Here is an 18865-nt window from a genome sequence, read left to right on the forward strand (position 1 = left end):
CTTGCGGTCACGGTCACCGCCCTGGGACCCAGCGGAGAGAGTGAGCCATGGCCTCACACAGGCCGGCCATCGGGCCCTCCGAGCCACTCAGCGGCATCGAAAAGGCCAGATGCAGGTACCCTGCGTCACCTGGCATCCGGACGTGGTAGTCGATGGTCACGGCGGTGCGGATACATACCGTACGGCCCGCCGGCAAGTCGATGACCTCGACATCGCATTCCGGGCTCGAGCGGTCGCCCAACGCCTCAGCGAATTCTTCCGCCGTCGGAGCCAGGCCGCGAGGCATCGGCGGCCACGAAATCAACAGAGTGGCCGGTGCTGGAGCCGTTCCCTGGGGCGATTCTGTGCGGAGGAAAAACTCCAGTGCTCCGCGCGCCAGGCCGTTCTCGGCCGTGTTGCGAAGGGTGACCCAGACACTGCGGGGAACGACCGCGGAAGTGCTCCCGGCGAACTCCTTGTCCACGTAGGTCTTCAGTTGACCACGCCAGCGTTGTTGCGTCAGGTCGACACGGAACCAGTCGCGGGGGACCAGGATGCGGTAGTCCGAGGGCGGGACTTCGGGTATGGGAGCGGTCACGCCGTCGCCGCGGAAGTGATGAGTGGCGTTCCATCGGCAAGGAACAAGCGGATGCTGCTGACGGTGTTGCCGAACATCGTCGAGAACGCATCCCAGCCCGCCATGGTGGGCGTCGACATCTCCATCATGAGAGAGGTGCCGTTGGGAAGTGGCACGTAGACGCGTATGAACCATGTCGGGAAGGTGAGGTTCTGGCCCGTGTCCGTGAGTTCACCGATCAGCTTGTCATCACGACTACCGACGTACGACACGGCCGATCCGCACGGAAGCTCGATCCTGGTCACCTCTCCGTCGCCGAGGTCGTGGAGGTTCGCGACGATCGCCTCCACCGCATCACGGACGTCTGCGGCATCCGGACTGTCCATCAGAGTGGCAAACACCGTCGCCGTGCAGGGAGTGTCGTCGATCGCCGCGACGCAGAGGCCGGCGTACTCGGCCCCGGCCGCCAGCAGGTCGTCCACGCCCAGCGCGCACGTGACCCCAAGCGCTGCCTGCGCCTCTTCCCCGGCACCCGGCAGTGCCTTCTCAACGAGTTCGCCCAGCAGGCGCACGGCCTCGTCATCGTCCGTCTCCTGGACCGGGATGTCATGGAAGATCTCCGGCATCACCCAACGCACCTGGATGTCGTCGGCGTGCAGTACGGGCGGGGCCGGGTGGGTGGGTATCAGGTCGGCGAGTTCGGGCTGGCTCGTCACGGGGACTGCTCCCTTTCGGGCATGGGACGTTCAGGCGCTTCGGGGAAGAACTTCCGAGAGGTTGCGTACATGCCGTAGTAGGGATACATACGGGGAATATCGGCACCACCCTTGCGAGCGACTCCGACGATCTTTCGGTACAGGCGAGCTCGGCAGCGCACGTTTCTGACAACCGGGTCGAGAAGGCTACGCCGCCGAACGAGGTAGACAGCGAGGATCGATGCGCAAACGACAAGAGCGTCCACAGCGATGAAAGCAATCTGAAACTGGCGTGACTTTTCGGAAGCGACAAGGTCCCAGAAGGGCCAGGCCCCCACCCCGAAGACGATCAGCGGGATGGCGAGAGCACATCCGAGAAAGCTTCCCTTCTCCGTGTCCTCGCGCCGCTGAAAGAGCATCCAGTGCACCGCCCTGTCGTCGAGGAAGTCGAAGCGCACCTCCCGCCCGTAGCGTTCAGCCATTTCCTTGGCCGAGGGAACGGCGGCCACGACCGAACCAGGGACCATGTTGTGGACAACCCCCTGGTCGTCGACGAATGTTCCAGGTTCCAAGGCGTAGTAGTCGCTCACGGGTCATCTCCTTACGCAGTGGGGGCCAGTGCAGTGTGGAATGACGTCGACCGCGGCTTCGGGCTGGGCTGCGGCGATGGAGATGGGGTGGGCTGAGGCCCTCCACTCGGGGTCCTGCTCTCGTGGGACGAGTCACCGACATCTTCGAACCGGTTCTTCAGCTTCACCACGCTTTGTACGCCCAGGTGAGCCAGTGCCCCACCCTTGATGTAGCGCGTGAGGAGCTCCGGCTCGAAACCGCCCGCCGGCAGCTTCACCTTGGTGATGCCCTTGTTCTTCAGGAACTTCGAGGCCCAGACCACCCCCTTGTTGATGTTCTTCACCGCGAAGCCATTGGTGAAGCCGGACCAGATGGCATTCCTCGCAGTGAGCAGACGTGCGCCCTTGGCCGCCGCAGTGAGCCCCCTGACCGCCCCGAGCCCGGGGATCATGCCCAGGATGTCCAGGCCAATCTTGAGCAGATCGAGCTTTCCACCCCGGGCGAAGACGTCGTAAAGGCGCCCAGACAAAGCGGTTGCACTCATGACTCCGGCCGCAACGACGAGGAATACCGCCAGCGTGCCGCCAGAAAGGACTATCGCAGCCACCAGGGCGACCACTGCCAACGCCGTCGCCGCGGCGGAGAACCAATCGGCGTGATCCGCGATCCAGTCCATGAAGCCGCCCGGGTCCCGGACGCCGTCATGATGGATCACGTTCTTTATCTTCCTGGAAGTAGCGCTTACAGCCTCATCGCGGATGACTTTCGCTCTCATGATCTTCTTTGCCGCTGTGAGCATAAGATCCGCAGCATCGTCCTGCTTCTTCTGCTCCTTGCTGCGCTGCACCGCGTCTTCACCGGTCAGGACTTTGCCCTGGAACGGTTCCAGGACCTTGTTCGCGGCCTTGTAGTCGACCTCGGCCTCCCGGTACTCCTCCAACCCCTTGTCCGCCATTCGCTGCGCCCGTCGCAACTCGCTGGCGTACTCGGACGACTCCCCGTCGCCCTCCTGGACCTTGGTGCCGATCGCGATCGCGGCCTCGTCGTAGCGGTCGTAGGCCTTCTTCAGACGGCCCGCGGTGTCGCCGGCAATCTCGTGGAAGGCGCGGCCGGCGTCACTGTCCCAGCCTTCGACGGACGCCAGAGCCTTGATGTTCCTGGCCTGCTTGTCGATCTCATCGGCCATGGCACGCAGCTCTTTCCCGAGCCGCGCCACCTCGTACGGGTCACCGGGCACCGGATCGGAGTCGTGCAACGGTGACCAGTCCTTCGGACGGGCTGTCACGGCTACTTCTCCTTCTTCCCGCTCTTCTTGGCGTCTCGGAGTGCGTTCGCCAGCTCGTGGTCGATTTCCTCGTACGCCTTGGCCGCCTTGCCGGTATACTTGGCGAGGTTTTCGACGTCCTCCATGAGCTTCTTGCGGTTCTTCTTCCACGTGTCAGAGAAGTCACTGAAAGTGTCCCGCAATTTGTCGCTGCCGAGGGCGTCACCGTACTCGTCGGCGGGGTTACCGTTGTCCTTGAACTCCCGGTGCATGCGGTACAGGGACTTCGAGCATTCCTTGATCAGGTCGAGGTCGTACCGAGTTCTGTCTGCCACCCGTTCAGACTTTCTTCTTCAGGGGCCATCCGCCCCGCGCGTCCGGGCACGACCGCACACGTCAGATGCGGCCGTGCCCGGACAACGGGGCGACTGTCGGTGTAACTAGCCCTTAGTGCTCTTCGCCAGCTGCTCGTCCAGGTCCTCGTACGCCTTCTTGGCGTTGGTGAGGAACTTGGACAGGCCCTCGAGGCCCTTGATGGTCTTGGCCGCGCCCTTGGTGAAGTCCTTGATGGACTCGTCGTAGGCTCCGGACGCCTTCTGCGTGGTGAAGCCGTTGGCGACCAGTTCCTCGACGCCCTTCTCGATGGCCTTCAACATGTCTTCCATGTCGCCCATCGCCTTGATGAGGTCGTTGGCCTTCTTCTCCATCTCGGCGTAAGTAAGGTCTGCGTCTTTGGCCATGACGGCTCTCCCTCCCTCTGCGGTTGCCGCAGGGCCTTCCCCCGTGGCTCACTGACGCGGTCCGTCGGGTCGTCTACCGGCGGTCCGCATGAGCAAAGATCCTACGGGTGAGGCTGTTGCGATGACAGGGATGCCCGGCAAGGGAAGCGTGAACCGTTGCACATCCCGGACGGGCACGTGACGGCAGCGTGCCGCCCGTTGCACGGGGGAAGGGTGCGGCGGCTAAGGTCACTCCACAGTGTCAAGCGTTGCGGGGGGCGGCCTCAGCCCAGCAAGGAGGACGAACGTGCGCCTGAGTCTGACCGTCGTCGACCCGATCGGCGGGGCCAGCGCCGATGTCGTGCTCGACGCCGATCCGGAGTCGTCGGTCGGCGACATCACCCGGGAGCTGGCAAGCCAGGTCGGAGTTGCCGGTGGTGCGCAGATCATCCCGATCGGTGGTCGCCCCGGACCCGGCGGTACTCCGCAGGCCTTCGTCGACGGCTACCCCCTGGATCCCGACGCCAACATCGCCGGCTCACCCCTGCGCGAGGGCGCTGTCGTCAGCCTGCACGATCCGGCCGGTTGCGTCCCCGGTGAACCGACCGGCGTCGTGGAGTTCCGCGTGGCCGGCGGTCCCGCCGCCGGCGCCGTGCACCGGCTGGGCGTCGGCCGGTACGACATCGGCAGCGGCCCCGCCGCACACATCCGCATCGACGACCCCGAACTCGCGCCGCGTGCTGCCACGTTGTCCATCGCCATGGACGGCAACTGTGACGTCGTACTGCACGGCATCGAGAAGAAGGGCACCAAGGACAAAGAGAAGGAGAAGGCGAGGGACAAGGGGGACGACAGCAACCACCCCCGACTCGACGGCGAGGACTTCGACGGCGGCGCGTGGCCACTGGGCTCCCAACTCGGCCTCGGCAACACGCTTCTGGAGATCGACGGTTATTCGCTGCCCAACGCCGCCCTGAAGTGGTCGGAGGACGGAGCGGGGCTCGACTACAACCGCCCCCCGCGGCTGCGCCCGGCAGATCGCGAGACCCACTTTCGGTTGCCGTCTCCGCCCCGGGAGTACGAAGCCCGGCCGCTGCCCTGGCTGATGGCCCTGTTCCCGCTGGTCGGCGCGGTCGTGTCCGTCATGATCTTCGGGCGCTGGTACTACATGATCATGGCTCTGCTGAGCCCGCTCATGCTGTTCGGCAACTACTTCATGGACAAGAAGCACGGGCGCAAGTCCCACGCGAAGCAGGTCAAGGAGTACAAGGAGATCAAGGAGCGGATCGAGAAGGACGCCCAGGACGCGCTGCGACTGGAGCGACTCGACCGGCGCGGAGCGATCCCCGATCCCGCCTCCGTGCTCGCCTTCGGCACCGGCCCCCGCACCCGGCTGTGGGAGCGGAGGCGCACGGACGCCGACCATCTGCTCCTCCGGGTCGGTACCGGCCGGGTACCGTCCGAGGTGGTCCTCGACGATCCGGAGCAGGACGAGCACAAGCGTCAGGTCACCTGGGACATCGAGGACTCGCCCGTCGCGCTCCCTCTGACGGAGCTGGGTGTCGTCGGGATAGCGGGGCCGGGCGACTCGGCACAGGCACTCGCGAGATGGGCCGTGGCGCAGACCGCCGTGCTGCACAGCCCGATGGACGTCCAGTTCTACGTGCTCACCGAGAACCACGCGCAGCCGCGCTGGGACTGGGTCCGCTGGCTCCCGCACGCCCGCCCCGTGAACGGCCAGGACGCCAACGTGATGGTGGGGACGGACTCCGAGACCGTGAGCGCCCGGGTCGGTGAGCTGACGCAGTTGCTCGACGCCAGGCAGAAGGCCCTGAAGGAGAACAACCGCAGTGGAGCGGGCCCCGCTTTCACCGACCCGGATCTCGTCGTCGTATGGGACGGGTCGCGTCGGCTGAGGTCGCTGCCGGGCGTCGTACGACTCCTGCGGGAAGGGCCGGCGGTCGCGATGTACGCGATCTGCCTGGACGAGGAAGAGCGCTTCCTGCCCGGAGAGTGCCAGGCCTTCGTCGTCGCCGAGCAGCTGAGTCACGGTGACGGCGTCGCCGCTCGGCCCGGCACCTCCCCCCAGCCCCATGCCGGTGGCTTCCCCTCCTTCCAGGCCTGGCACCAAGGCAGCCCACAGCCCCAGCAGGTCTCCGAGCAGGCACTCGAACTGCGACTGCGCGTCGAGCAGACCGGCGCCCGCCGCAGGTCCGGGGTACGGCCCGATCTCGTCTCCCCGGCCTGGTGCGCGCGGCTGTCCCGGGCGCTGTCGCCCCTGCGCGACATCAGTGGCGAGACCGAGGACTCGGCGCTCCCGTCCTCGAGCCGGCTCCTCGACGTGCTCCAGCTGGAGCCCCCGACGCACGACGGCGTCGCCGCGCGTTGGCGCATGGGTGGTCAGTCCACCATGGCGGTCATCGGTGAGTCGTACGACGGCCCCTTCGGTATCGACATCCGGCGCGACGGCCCGCACGGACTCATCGCCGGTACGACCGGTTCAGGTAAGTCGGAGCTGCTCCAGACCATCGTGGCCGCGCTCGCCGTCGCCAACACGCCCGAGAACATGACGTTCGTGCTCGTGGACTACAAGGGCGGGTCCGCCTTCAAGGACTGCGTCAAGCTCCCGCACACCGTCGGAATGGTCACCGACCTCGACGCACACCTCGTCGAACGCGCCCTGGAATCGCTGGGCGCGGAACTGAAGCGGCGTGAGCACCTCCTCGCCGCCGCCGACGCCAAGGACATCGAGGACTACCAGGACCTGATGCGCCGGGACCCGTCGCACACGGCCATACCCCGACTGCTCATCGTCATCGACGAGTTCGCGTCCATGGTGCGCGACCTGCCCGACTTCGTGACGGGTCTGGTCAACATCGCCCAGCGAGGCCGCTCCCTCGGGATTCACCTCCTGCTGGCAACGCAGCGCCCGAGTGGTGTCGTATCGCCCGAGATCCGCGCCAACACCAACCTTCGGATCGCCCTGCGGGTGACCGACGCCGGTGAGTCGACCGATGTCATCGACGCCCCCGAGGCCGGCCACATCTCCAAGAGCACGCCGGGCCGCGCGTACGTCCGTCTCGGTCACGCCTCCCTCATCCCGTTCCAGTCCGGCCGGGTTGGCGGCCGCCGCCCGGGTGCCGCCGATCCGGCGGCGCTCGCCCCATGGGCCGGGCAGCTCTCCTGGCAGGAACTGGGCCGGTCCGCGCTCACCAAGCCCAAGTCCGAGGCGCGGGAGGACGACGAGATCACGGATCTCAAGGTCCTGGTCGACGCCATCCGGGAGGCCAACGACACCCTCGGCATCCCGGCCCAGCACTCTCCTTGGCTGCCCGCCCTGGACGAGACGCTGCTGTTGGACGACATCCCGCAGGTCCACAGCCAGGGGACGCTCCCGGCGGCTCCCTACGGCATCGCGGACCTGCCGGCCGACCAGGCCCGCCGCCCGGTGGTCGTGGACTTCGCCACCTTCGGGCACCTGCTCATCGCCGGTGGCCCGCGCAGCGGCCGCTCGCAGGTACTGCGGACTGTCGCGGGCTCCCTGGCCCGCACCCTCTCGAGCGCCGACGTCCACTTCTACGGCATCGACTGCGGCAACGGCGCCCTGAACGCACTGGCTCGGCTGCCGCACTGCGGCGCGGTCGTCAGCCGCAATCAGCAGGAGCGGGTCATCCGGCTCTTCAACCGGCTGACCGGCGAACTCACCCGGCGACAGGATCTGCTGGCGGAGAAGGGCTATGCCGACATCGGGGAGCAGCGAGCCTCCGCGGCCGAGGACGAGCGACTGCCCCACCTGGTGGTGTTCCTCGACCGCTGGGAGGGCTGGCTGCCCACGCTCGGCGAGTACAACCACGGTGACCTCACCGATCAGGTGATGGCGATGATGCGCGAGGGCGCGAGCGTCGGCCTGCACCTGGTGATCACCGGTGACCGTCAACTGCTGACGGGGCGGATCTCCTCCCTCACCGAGGACAAGTACGGCCTCCGCCTCGCGGACCGCGGCGACTTCTCGTTGCTGGACATCAACGCGCGCAAGATCCCCGAGGAGATCCCGCCCGGCCGCGGTTTCGCGAGCGGGTCGGCGACCGAGACCCAGTTCGCACTGCTCGCCGAGGACACCACAGGTCAGGGCCAGGCTGCCGCGCTCGTCGCGATCGGCGAGGCGGCGACCGCCCGGGACGCCGGGCTGCCGCGTACCCGCCGCCCGTTCCGCGTCGACGTCCTGCCCAGCCGGATCTCCTTCCCCGATGCCTGGGCCATGCGCGACCCGGCGGCGAGCGCATCCCCGTTGTGGTCGCTGGTGGGTGTCGGCGGCGACGAACTCACCGCCTTCGGCCCCGACCTCGCCCAGGGTGTCCCGGCATTCGTGATCGGCGGACCCGCGAAGTCCGGTCGCAGCACGGTTCTGCTGAACGTCGCGCGTTCCTACCTCGCTCAGGGTGTACGGCTGATCCTGGCGGCGCCTCGCCCGTCCCCGCTGCGCGACCTGGAGGGAACGGAGGGCGTCCTCAAGGTCTTCACCGGCCGGGACATCGAGGAGGACGAGATGGAGGAGCTCATCGAGTCGGCCCGCCCCGAGCAGCCGATCGTCGTCCTGGTCGACGACGCCGAGGTGCACGACGACTGCGACGCCGAGGACATCTTCAAGCGCATCGTCGAACGCGGCGTGGAAGAGGGCCTTGCCGTCGTGATCGCCGGTGACGAGGAAGAGATCTGCGACGGCTTCACCGGGTGGCAGGTCGACATGAAGAAGGCCCGCCGCGGCATCCTGCTGTCTCCGCAGGACAGCTCCGCGGGAGAACTGATCGGCATCCGCACCAACCGGAGCATGGTCGGCGGCCAGATCACCCCGGGCAAGGGCATGCTGCACCTCGGCAGCGGAGAGCATCTGACGGTCACCACGCCGATGTGACGGACACCGGCTGCCCGGACGGGACGGCGGGCCGCAGGACCGAGAGGATCCTGCGGCCCGTCGTGCTCGCTACACGGCCGGCAACGCGTAGACCTCGTGGCCGTGCGTCGCCAGCAGCCGGTTCCCCGAGAGGGCGACCTGCCAGGGCTCGCCCACCCCCTTGCTGTCGCTGTAGGTCCAGCGGGACTTGCCCGACCCTGCATCCAGGGCGACGATTCCGCCGTCGAGAGCACCGGTGGCGCCGTACAGCGTCGCGCCTGCTCGCACGAACGTCTCCGGGCCCTCGACGTCCAGTTCGTCGCAGAGCCAGGTCCGTTTGCCGGTCTTGACGTCCACGGCCCATACGCCGTCGTCGTGGTCGCTCGTGTAGAGCACGCCGTCGATGACCGTCGGGTTGTTGAAGCCGCGGCGGCCGGCCGGGGACAGTGTCCAGACGGTGCTGCCCTTGTCCGCGTCGACGGCCGTCAGTTCGTCGCCCGGCAGGAAGACCAGGCCGTTCGCGACTGCGGGGCGCCAGGTCCACTCCTCACCGATCTTCTTGGTCCACAACTGACCGCCGGTGGCGGTGTCCCTCACGGTGAGGTTGAGGTTCGAGTCGGCGTAGACCAGGTACTTGCCCGACACGGTGCCCTGGACGTCGTAGTCCTTGGTCCCCCAGTCGCGGTGCTGGATCCACGTCGGCTTTCCCGTGGTGTGGCTGATGGCCGCCACGGCCGTGCGGTACTTGGTGGCGCTCCGGGCCTGGGCATAGTCGGTCGCCGTGACGTAGACGTTCTTGTCGTCGATCGCGATCGTGTCCTCGACCGACAACTGCTTCCCTAGGCGGCTGCGCCAGACCTCCTCGCCCTTCATGACGTCGTAGGCGACGAGGGCTCCGTCGTGGTCTCCGTCGGCGAGGAACACCTTGCCGTCGTGGAAGAGGAGCTGGGCTCCTGGTCGGCAGATGCCCGGCTTGGTCCAGCGGGCCTTCCCTGTCCTTACGTCGTAGGCCACGAGCGGATCCCCGCTGACCAGGAGCAGTCCGTCGTGCGTCAGAAGTGGTACGCCCGTCGTCGTGCTGTCCTCTGCGGCCGACTTGTGCCACAGCGGCTGAGGGGCCACACCCGCGGGTGGCGTGGTGAAGTTCTCGTCCGCCGGCTGGGCCGAACCGCCCCTGCCCGGAGCGCCCGCTGCCGTGTCGCCTCCGCCGTCGTCCGAGGAGAGCGTCCAGGCAGCCCCGGCCCCGCCCACCGCGACGACCGCGACACCGCCGAGCGCCATGCCGAGCACCCGGCGGCGGGAGCGGACTGGAGCGGGTGAGCCGTCCGGTCCGAGTGAGACGGTGCCGGGCGGTGGGGTTCCGTACGCGGGCCCCGGTGTACCGCCAGGCCGTGTGGCGTATCCGGCCGGTCCGGTCGGTACGGTCGAGGACGTCCCGTTCAGCATCGTCGGTGCCGGGCCGAAGGCGGCCGCGGGCCGGGACTCCGGTGCCTCCAGGTCCAGGATCTTCGCGGCGTGGGTCGCGATGGTCGACGCCACCGCGGACGGCAGCCAGTCGTGCAGGGCGGCGTCGACGCCCTGCTCGGCGAGCGCGGCGACGATCTCCCCCGGCTTCGGTCGCTGGGCCGGGTCCTTCATGAGGCAGGCGCGGATGAGACCCAGGAGGGACGAGGGCACGCCCGTGAGGTCCGCCTCGCCGTGCACGACCTGGTAGAGCAGCGAAGCGTGCGAGGCCGCGCCGTCTCCGAAGGCGGCCCGCCCGGTGGCGGCGAAGGCGAGCACGGAACCGAGCGAGAAGACGTCGCCCGCCGTGCCGACGTCCTTGCCCGTCGCCTGCTCGGGCGACATGAAACCGGGTGAGCCGACGACCACTCCGGTCTGCGTCATCCGGCTGCCGTCCACGGCCCGCGCGATGCCGAAGTCGATGACACGCGGCCCGTCGGCGGCCAGCAGGACGTTGGAGGGCTTGAGGTCGCGGTGAATGAGTCCGGCCGCGTGGATGTCCTGCAGCGCCGCGGCCAGTCCGGCCGCCAGCGCGCGGACCGTGTGCTCGGGCAACGCCCCGTGCACGTCGACCACTTCGGTCAGGTCGGGGCCGAGGACGTACGAGGTGGCGAGCCACGGCAGCGGCGCATCCGGATCGGAGTCCACCACAGGGGCGGTGAAGCGGCCGGACACCGCCTTGGCGATTTCCACCTCGTACCGGAAACGGGTGCGGAAGTCGCTGTCCGCCGCGAGATCGGGGCGGACCACCTTCACTGCGACGGTACGGCCGCCCGGCGAGCGGGCGAGGTAGACGCGGCCCATGCCACCCGCACCGAGTCGTCCCAGGAGGCGGTAACTCCCCAGCTCCCGCGGGTCGTCCGATTGCAGTGTCTCCATGGAGGCCCTTCCCCGTCGTGACGCATCGACGAACACCCGCTCCGTGCAGTGATGTTCGCTGTCGCAGACACGTTAGTGACAGGGCGTGTCCGGTCGGATCGCAGGGCACCGACCCGGACCAGCGACCGGTGTCTACCCGGCCTTCGACATCCGCGCCCGCGGCCGCCCCGACTCCTCGCTGTCCGACTCGTATCGCAGGTCGTCGCCGACCGGTGTGAGGCGGACGGTGTGGGGGGCCGGGTTGCAGACGTCGCGGTTGTCCGGGGCGCCCGCGGCGCTCGCGACGAGCTGGTCGTCCGTGACCTTCGTCAGGGTGAGGACGTCGTCGCAGGTGCCGCCGATGATGTCGGTGTGGCGCATGGTGCCCAGGCGCTCGCCCACCACGGCCCCGCGGACGGTCAGGCGGAAGGTGCCCAACGGCAGGTTGCCGTCCACGGCGACGGCCTGGCCCTCCCAGGTGCCGAGGTAGCGGGCCGGGACGGAGGAGGCGGGCCCGGTGTCGCCGCTGGAGCCGGGGTTCGACGGGGCGGAGGCGGAGGGGGTGCCGGCGCCCTCGTCCCCGGCGGTGTCGTCGTGCCCGCCGCCCGGCATCAGGTCGAAGACGAACACCGACCCGACCGTCACCGCCGCCAGCGCGCCCGCCACGGCGAGGGCGACCGTGCAGCTGATCCTGCGGCCACGCCGCCCCTCGCCCTCCCGGGTGGAGGTGGCCGCGACGGAGACGGACAGCCCGCCGGGCGGGCGAGGAGACGGGGGCCGGTCGCCCTCACCTTGTCCGCGCGGCGCCGCCGGCTTCGGTGCCTCCGGTGACGTCGGTGACGTCGGTGACATCGGTGACGTCGGTGGCGTCGGTGGCGTCGGCGGGGGCATCACCGGCGCCGGCCCGAAGACCCCGGAGGGCACCGCCCCGAAGACTCCGGACGGCACCGCCGGGGCGTTCGCGTCCTGCGCCCCGACCGACGGACTGCTGAATCCGACCGGTCCCGACACCGGCCCGGGCGACACCTCCGCCACCCCGGACGCCGCCCCGTCCGACGCCTCAGCCGCGCCCGGCACCGCCCCCGCCGACGCCTCAGCCACCCCGGACACCGCCCCCGCCGACGCCTCAGCCACCCCCGGCACCACCCCAGGCGACACCGCCCCCGCCGCCCCCTGCGTCACCCCCGGCAACGCCCCCTCCGCCTCCAGGTTCAGCAGTCGTACGGCGCTCCGGCTGACCTGTTCCACCAGGGCCCCGGGCAGCCAGCCGCCGGTCACCAGGGCGGCCGCGCCGTCGGGGGCCAGGCGGTGGGCCACCTCGGCGGGCGTCGGGCGGGCCGCCGGGTCCTTGGCCAGGCAGGCCTCGACCAAGTCGCGCAGGGCGCCGTCCAGTGTGTCGAGCCGAGGCTCCTCGTGGACGACCTTGTAGAGCAGCGCGGCCGAGGAGTCCCCCGGGAAGGGCGGCGTACCCGTCGCCGCGAAGGCGAGGACCGCGCCCAGGGAGAACACGTCCGCCGCGCCGGTCACGCCCTTGCCGAGGATCTGCTCGGGCGCCATGTAGCCGGGCGAGCCGATCGAGACGCCCGTCGAGGTCAGGGAGGCGGTGCCCTCGGTGGCCCGGGCGATGCCGAAGTCGATCAGGAGGGGGCCGTCGAGGGTGAGCAGGACGTTGGAGGGCTTCACGTCGCGGTGGACCAGGCCGAGACCGTGCACCGCGGCCAGCGCCTCGCCGAGGCCCGCGCCGAGCACCCGCACCGAGTGGGCGGGCAGCGGGCCGCCGTCCGCGACGGCCGCCGTGAGCGACGGGCCGGCGGCGTACGCCGTGGCCACCCACGGCACCCGCGCCTCCGGGTCCGCGTCCAGGACGGGCGCCGTCCAGGCCCCGCCGACCCTGCGCGCGGCGGCCACCTCGCGACGGAACCGGGCCCGGAACTCCTCGTCCAGCGCGAAGTGCGGGTGCACGATCTTGACCGCGACCGTGCGGCCCCCGGCGCTGCGGCCCAGGTAGACCCGGCCCATGCCGCCGGAGCCCAGGCGGCCGAGCAGCCGGTAGGGCCCCACCTCGGTGGGCTCGTCGACATCGAGCGGCCGCATGGCGTCCACCCCTCCCCCGTACCCAGGTACGCCGGTCCCTGGGAGCAGGGTAGTGGGCGCCCCCGCGCGGGTGTCCGGGTCGGATCAGGGCGTCAGCAGATCCACCCGCACGTCCGCCGGGAAGCCCGTGGTGGGGCCGACCCGGCGGGCGAACTCGGTGACCGCCTCCAGCTGCGGGGCGCCGAAGCGGAAGTCGAGGGTGGTGAAGTACTTGGCCAGGGTCTCCTCGTCGAAGGCCTCCCAGCGGGCGGCCTGCTCGGCGACCTTGTCGACCTCCTCCAGGGAGAGGTTGCGGGAGGCGAGGAAGGCCTCGTGCACCTTGCGGGTGAGCACCGGCTCCCGCTCGGCGTACTCCCGGCGGGCCGCCCAGACCGCGAAGACGAACGGCAGGCCGGTCCACTCCTTCCAGAGCGCGCCGAGGTCGTGCACGTCGAGGCCGTAGCGCGGGCCGTCGATCATGTTGGCGCGCAGGGCGGCGTCGCCGATGAGGACGGCGGCGTCGGCCTCCTGCATCATCAGGCTGAGGTCGGGCGGGCACGTGTAGTAGTCCGGCCGGACCCCGAAGCGCTCGGCGAGCAGGAGCTGGGCGAGGCGTACGGAGGTGCGCGAGGTGGAGCCGAGGGCGACCCGGGCGCCGTCCAGGCGGTCCAGCGGGACCTGCGAGACGATCACGCAGGACATCACCGGCCCGTCGCAGCCGACGGCGATGTCGGGGAAGGCGACGAGGTCGTCGGCGTTCTTCAGGAATTCGACCAGGGTGACGGGACCGATGTCGAGATCACCGCGCACCAGCTGCTCGCTGAGCTTCTCCGGGGTGTCCTTCGTCAGCTCGAAGTCGAGGAGCGTGCCCGTTCTCGCGAGCCCCCAGTAGAGGGGCAGGCAGTTCAGGAACTGGATGTGGCCGACGCGCGGCCGGGTGCGAGAATTGTCCACATCGCGAGGCTAGACCTCCCCTCCGAGCGGCCCGTCGCCGACCCCCGGCGTCAGCCGAACGGCGCAGGCGTTCAAACGTCCGGGTGAAGTGATCTTGGCCTCTGTTGCGCCGGGGTGCCCGCGTGCTAGGCTCACAGCAAGTTGCAGTTTGGTTTCCCTTGCAGTACAGAGCCTGCGGAGCATGTGACCGCGGGCTCTCGTCGTTCTCAGACGTATGCAGTTGTGCGGAATTCCCGTCTTCACACTTGCTGGTTCTGGAGCAGGGCAACCCTTTGGGCCCAAGGAGGGCTTATGGCTACCGGAACCGTGAAGTGGTTCAACGCCGAAAAGGGCTTTGGTTTCATCGCCCAGGAAGGCGGCGGCCCGGACGTCTTCGTCCACTACTCCGCGATCAACGCTCAGGGATTCCGTTCCCTCGAGGAGAACCAGCAGGTGTCCTTCGACGTCACGCAGGGTCCGAAGGGCCCGCAGGCGGAGAACGTCACTCCTGTCTGATTGACAGCAGTACCCAAGGAGCCCCGCGCCGTTCCGGCGACGGGGCTCCTGCCCTTTTTCCGGCCGTCCGGCGTCCGGGGCGGCTGTCGGTGGGCGGCACTAGGGTCCCGCCATGACCGACACCGCCACCACCCGGACCTTCTACGACGCCATCGCCGAGGACTACGCCGACCACCACCGTGCCGCCGGCGCCGGTACCGCTCTCGACCGCGCCCTCATGGCCGCCTTCGCCGAGCTGGTGGGGCCGGACGGACAGGTGGCCGATCTCGGCTGCGGGCCCGGCCGGGTCACCGCGCACCTCGCCTCGCTGGGACTGCGGGTCTTCGGCCTGGACCTGTCCGCGTCCATGCTCGCGATCGCGCGCCGGGAGAATCCGGGGCTGCGGTTCGAGCAGGGGTCCATGCTGGAGCTGGACCTGCCCGACGGGGCGCTCGCGGGGGCGGTCTCCTGGTACTCGTCGATCCACACGCCGTGGGAGCGGCTGCCGGACCTCTTCGGGGAGATCGCGCGCGTGCTGGCGCCGGGCGGGCACCTGCTGCTCGGCTTCCAGGTCGGCGACGAGCCGAGACTCCTCGACCGTCCGTTCGGCCGTCCGGTCGCCCTGGAGTTCGAGCGCCGGCGGCCGGAGGCGATGGCCGAGCTGCTGGAGGGGGCCGGGTTCACCGTGCTGTCGCGGACCGTGCGCGTACAGGAGGAGGACACCTCCGCGAAGATCCCGCAGGCCTGCCTGATCGCCCGCCGCTGATCCGCCCCCGCGTCCCAGGGCCTGTCCGACAGGCCCTAGGTCGCGTACAGGCCCTCCACCGCGTCCGCGAAGTCCCGCATGATCGCCTCCCGGCGCAGCTTCATCGAGGGGGTCAGGTGGCCCTCCCACTCGGTGAAGTCCCTCGGCAGCACGGCGAAGCGGCGGATGGACTCCGGGCGGGAGACCAGCTTGTTGGCCTCGTCGACCGCGCGCTGGAGCAGCGCCAGGACCTCCTCGTCGTCGGTCAGCAGCTCCGGCGGCACCGGGTGCTTGCCGTTCATGCGGCGCCAGTGGGTGAGGCCGTCCGGGTCGAGGGTGAAGAGGGCGGAGACGTAGGGGCGGCGGTCGCCGAGGACGATGCACTGCGAGATCAGGGGGTGGGAGCGCAGCCAGTTCTCCAGCGGGGCCGGGGCCACGCTCTTGCCGCCCGCGGTGATCAGCAGTTCCTTCTTGCGTCCGGTGATCGTCAGGTAGCCGTCGTCGTCCAGGCTGCCGATGTCGCCGGTGGCGAACCAGCCGTCGGGGGCCGCGGGGACGACGCCGCCGGCCTGGGGGTCCCAGTAGCCGTGCAGGACCTGCTCGCCGGCGACGAGGATCTCGCCGTCGGCGGCGATGCGGATCCGGGTGCCGGGCAGCGGCCAGCCGACGGTGCCGAGGCGCGGGCTGAGCGGGGGCGTGACGGTGGCGGCGGCGGTGGTCTCGGTGAGGCCGTAGCCCTCGAAGATCTCGATGCCGGCACCGGCGTAGAAGGCGGCGAGCCGGCGGCCGAGGGGGGAGCCGCCGCAGATGGCGTACTTGACCCGGCCGCCCATGGCGGCGCGGATCTTGCGGTAGACGAGGGGGTCGTAGAAGGCGCGGGCGGTCCTGAGGCCGCGGCCGGGGCCGCCGCCCGTGCCGGTCTGCCGGGCCTCACTGGCCTCGCCGTAGCGCACGGCCACCGAGGCGGCGCGGTCGAAGGCGGTGGCCCGGCCGCCGGACTCGGCCTTGGCGCGGGCGCTGTTGAAGACCTTCTCCAGCATGTACGGGATGGTCAGCAGGCAGGTCGGGCGGAAGGCGGCGAGGTCGGGCAGGAGGTCATCGGCCTTCAGGCTCGGGGCGTGGCCGAGGCGGACCCGGGCGCGGACGCAGGCCACGGCGACCATGCGGCCGAAGACGTGGGACATCGGCAGGAAGAGCAGGATCGAGGGCTCCTCGCCGGTCTCCGCCTTGAAGACGGGGTAGAGCAGCTCGATCGCGTTGTCGACCTCGGCGAAGAAGTTGCCGTGGGTGAGCACGCAGCCCTTCGGGCGGCCGGTGGTGCCGGAGGTGTAGATGAGGGTGGCGAGGGTGGTGGGGCCGAGCATGCCGCGGCGCACCTCGACCTCGGCGTCCGGGATCCGGGCGCCCAGCTCCGCCAGCCGTTCCACGTGCCCCTTCTCCATCACCCACAGGTGCTTGAGGTCGGGGATGCGGTCCAGTTCGGGGCCGAGGGCGGCGGCCTGCGCGCCGGTCTCGGTGACGAGGGTGACGGCGCCGGAGTCCTGGAGGATCCAGCGGGTCTGGAAGAGGGAGGAGGTCGGGTAGACGGGGATGGTGACCAGGCCGGCCGCCCACGCGGCGAAGTCGAGCAGCGTCCACTCGTACGTCGTCCGCGCCATGATCGCGACGCGGTCGCCCGGCATCAGGCCCTCCGCGATCATGCCCTTGGCCACCGCGAGGACCTGCGCGGCGAACTCGGCCGCCGTCACGTCGGACCACTCGCCCTCCGCCGACCTGCGGCTGAGGACGACCTGGTCGCCGGCGGCGGCCGCGTTGTCGAAGGGCAGGTCGGCGAGGGAGCCGTGGCGCACCGGCGGGGCGAACGGCGGTACGTAGGCCTCCCGTACGGCGCCGTCCAGCCGCCGCGTCTCGGGCGCCACCAGGGTGGGGGCGGGCGAGTCGGCGTAGGCGGCGGACGCGGCGAAGGAGGGAAGCGGGGTGGACACGGGCGGCTCCTGGGACGTGCAGCGGTGCGACCGCTCTGCTGTCGGTGCTCTGCTGCATGACGTACGTGCCTCGCGCGCCGAGGCGTTCATCGCCGGTACCGGGCAGCGGGGGTTACCGGCGGTCAGTCCCGGGATCGTACGGGGCCCGCGTGGGGAGTTGGTGCGCGTTCGGCGTCGGTCCGGCGCCGGGGGTGTGCAGTCCCGGGGGTTACCTGAGGGTAGGTCACGTTCGTTCCAGAATGGCCGTCACGCCCTGGCCGCCGGCCGCGCAGACCGAGACCAGGCCGCGACCCGGACCCCCGCGTTCGGCGAGCAGGGTGGCCAGGGTCGCCACGATGCGGGCGCCGGTCGCGGCGAAGGGGTGGCCGGTGGCCAGGGAGGAGCCGGCCACGTTCAGCCGGGACCGGTCCACCGGGGCGAGCCCGCGCTTCTCCCACGCCGCCAGCGTGGCCAGCACCTGGGACGCGAACGCCTCGTGGATCTCCACGAGGTCGAAGTCCCCGATCCCGAGCCCGGCGCGCTCCAGCATGCGCGGCACCGCGTACGCCGGGGCCATCAGGAGCCCGTCCTCGCCGCCGGCCGCGTCGCCGCCGACGAAGTCCACGGCCGCCGTCTCGTACGCCGTCAGGTACGCCAGCGGTTCCAGGCCCCGGGCGCTCGCCCACTCCTCGCTCGCCAGCAGCACGGTGGCCGCGCCGTCGGTCAGGGGCGTGGAGTTGCCCGCCGTCATCGTGGGTTCGGGGGCGTCGAGTCCGAACACGGGCTTCAGCGCGGCCAGTTTCTCCACCGTCGAGCCCGGGCGCAGGTTCTGGTCGCGGGCCAGCCCTCGGAAGGGGACCACGAGGTCCCGGAACAGGCCGCGTTCATAGGCCGCCGCCAGCCGCTGGTGGCTGGTCGCGGCCAGTTCGTCCTGGGCCTCGCGGGCGACGCCCCAGACCCGGGCGGTGACCGCGGCGTGCTCGCCCATCGAGAGACCGGTGCGCGGCTCGGCGTTGCGCGGGATGTCGGGGACCAGGTGGCCGGGGCGGATCTTCGCCAGCGCCTTCGCCCGGCCGCCGAGGGACTTCGCGCGGCGGGCCTCCAACAGGATGCGGCGCAGGCGGTCGTTGACGCCGAGCGGGGCGTCGCTCGCCGTGTCGGCACCGCCCGCGATCGCCGACTCGGTCTGCCCGAGGGCGATCTTGTTGGCGGCGGCGATCACGGCTTGGAGGCCGGTGCCGCAGGCCTGCTGGACGTCGTACGCGGGCGTGCGCGCGTCGAGCGCCGAGCCGAGGACCGTCTCGCGGGCCAGGTTGAAGTCGCGGCTGTGCTTGAGGACCGCGCCGGCCACGAACTCGCCGACGGCGCCCGGCTCCTGGAGGCCGTGGCGCGTGACGAGACCGTCGAGTGCCGCGGTGAGCATCTCCTGGTTGGATGCGGTGGCGTAGGGCCCGTCGGAGCGGGCGAAGGGGACGCGGGTGCCGCCGATGACCGCGACGCGGCGCGTCTGCCGCGGTGCCAGAGGGCTCATCTCGACCTGCTCCTCACCCGTGACGTAGGCTTACCACCGGTAACCTTACTCCAGAGTAAGCAAGTCTG

14 protein-coding genes are annotated in these 18865 nt (G+C 70.3%); 3 read left to right on the forward strand and 11 right to left on the reverse strand.

The genetic code is table 11. The features are described from left to right. Window positions 1–13: 13 nt before the first annotated feature. The 6 genes from IE108_RS19825 to IE108_RS19850 form a co-directional block, all read right to left on the reverse strand. The gene (locus tag IE108_RS19825; RefSeq protein ID WP_064729224.1) at window positions 14–577 is read right to left on the reverse strand and encodes a hypothetical protein; all 564 of its coding nucleotides are present in this window, start codon (window positions 575–577) and stop codon (window positions 14–16) included. Further along, window positions 574–1272 carry a hypothetical protein gene (locus tag IE108_RS19830; protein WP_079163620.1) on the reverse strand — a complete coding sequence of 233 codons (699 nt, stop codon included), beginning with the start codon at window positions 1270–1272 and terminating at the stop codon, window positions 574–576. Before IE108_RS19830 ends, IE108_RS19825 begins: the two co-directional genes overlap by 4 nt. Then, a complete protein-coding gene (locus IE108_RS19835; protein ID WP_079163619.1) occupies window positions 1269–1841 on the reverse strand; it encodes a hypothetical protein in 573 nt (190 codons plus the stop codon). The genes IE108_RS19830 and IE108_RS19835 overlap by 4 nt, the downstream gene beginning before the upstream one ends. Before the next feature lie 11 nt (window positions 1842–1852). Then, the gene (locus tag IE108_RS19840; RefSeq protein ID WP_064729223.1) at window positions 1853–3106 is read right to left on the reverse strand and encodes a putative T7SS-secreted protein; all 1254 of its coding nucleotides are present in this window, start codon (window positions 3104–3106) and stop codon (window positions 1853–1855) included. A gap of 2 nt (window positions 3107–3108) precedes the next feature. Beyond that, window positions 3109–3420: a hypothetical protein gene (locus IE108_RS19845; protein ID WP_064729222.1), complete on the reverse strand. Its 312-nt coding sequence runs from the start codon at window positions 3418–3420 to the stop codon at window positions 3109–3111. A gap of 105 nt (window positions 3421–3525) precedes the next feature. Beyond that, entirely contained in the window at window positions 3526–3825 is a 300-nt protein-coding gene (locus tag IE108_RS19850; RefSeq protein WP_064729221.1) for a WXG100 family type VII secretion target, read from the reverse strand. A gap of 286 nt (window positions 3826–4111) precedes the next feature. On the opposite strand from IE108_RS19850, the gene IE108_RS19855 reads away from it, so the two are divergent. Beyond that, window positions 4112–8716 carry an FtsK/SpoIIIE domain-containing protein gene (locus tag IE108_RS19855; RefSeq protein WP_064729220.1) on the forward strand — a complete coding sequence of 1535 codons (4605 nt, stop codon included), beginning with the start codon at window positions 4112–4114 and terminating at the stop codon, window positions 8714–8716. A 69-nt stretch (window positions 8717–8785) separates the two neighbouring features. On the opposite strand, the gene IE108_RS19860 is transcribed toward IE108_RS19855, so the two are convergent. The 3 genes from IE108_RS19860 to IE108_RS19870 form a co-directional block, all read right to left on the reverse strand. Continuing rightward, window positions 8786–11077: a protein kinase domain-containing protein gene (locus tag IE108_RS19860; RefSeq protein WP_064729219.1), complete on the reverse strand. Its 2292-nt coding sequence runs from the start codon at window positions 11075–11077 to the stop codon at window positions 8786–8788. Between the two features lie 132 nt (window positions 11078–11209). After that, window positions 11210–13150: a serine/threonine-protein kinase gene (locus IE108_RS19865; protein ID WP_064731903.1), complete on the reverse strand. Its 1941-nt coding sequence runs from the start codon at window positions 13148–13150 to the stop codon at window positions 11210–11212. 84 nt (window positions 13151–13234) lie between these two features. Beyond that, on the reverse strand, window positions 13235–14083 hold the full coding sequence (locus IE108_RS19870) for a menaquinone biosynthetic enzyme MqnA/MqnD family protein (RefSeq protein ID WP_064729218.1): 849 nt from the start codon (window positions 14081–14083) through the stop codon (window positions 13235–13237). A gap of 291 nt (window positions 14084–14374) precedes the next feature. On the opposite strand from IE108_RS19870, the gene IE108_RS19875 reads away from it, so the two are divergent. Together IE108_RS19875 and IE108_RS19880 are read left to right on the forward strand one after the other, a co-directional pair. Then, on the forward strand, window positions 14375–14578 hold the full coding sequence (locus IE108_RS19875) for a cold-shock protein (protein ID WP_003974443.1): 204 nt from the start codon (window positions 14375–14377) through the stop codon (window positions 14576–14578). A 112-nt stretch (window positions 14579–14690) separates the two neighbouring features. After that, a complete protein-coding gene (locus tag IE108_RS19880) occupies window positions 14691–15323 on the forward strand; it encodes a class I SAM-dependent DNA methyltransferase (protein WP_064729217.1) in 633 nt (210 codons plus the stop codon). Between the two features lie 35 nt (window positions 15324–15358). On the opposite strand, the gene IE108_RS19885 is transcribed toward IE108_RS19880, so the two are convergent. Beyond that, window positions 15359–17287, reverse strand: a complete 1929-nt coding sequence (locus IE108_RS19885; RefSeq protein ID WP_064729216.1) for an AMP-dependent synthetase/ligase — start codon at window positions 17285–17287, stop codon at window positions 15359–15361. 223 nt (window positions 17288–17510) lie between these two features. Next, the gene (locus IE108_RS19890) at window positions 17511–18797 is read right to left on the reverse strand and encodes an acetyl-CoA C-acetyltransferase (RefSeq protein WP_064729215.1); all 1287 of its coding nucleotides are present in this window, start codon (window positions 18795–18797) and stop codon (window positions 17511–17513) included. Between the last annotated feature and the right edge of the window lie 68 nt (window positions 18798–18865).

It is taken from the genome of Streptomyces parvulus (assembly GCF_014648855.1).
GTDB classification, from domain to species: domain Bacteria; phylum Actinomycetota; class Actinomycetes; order Streptomycetales; family Streptomycetaceae; genus Streptomyces; species Streptomyces parvulus.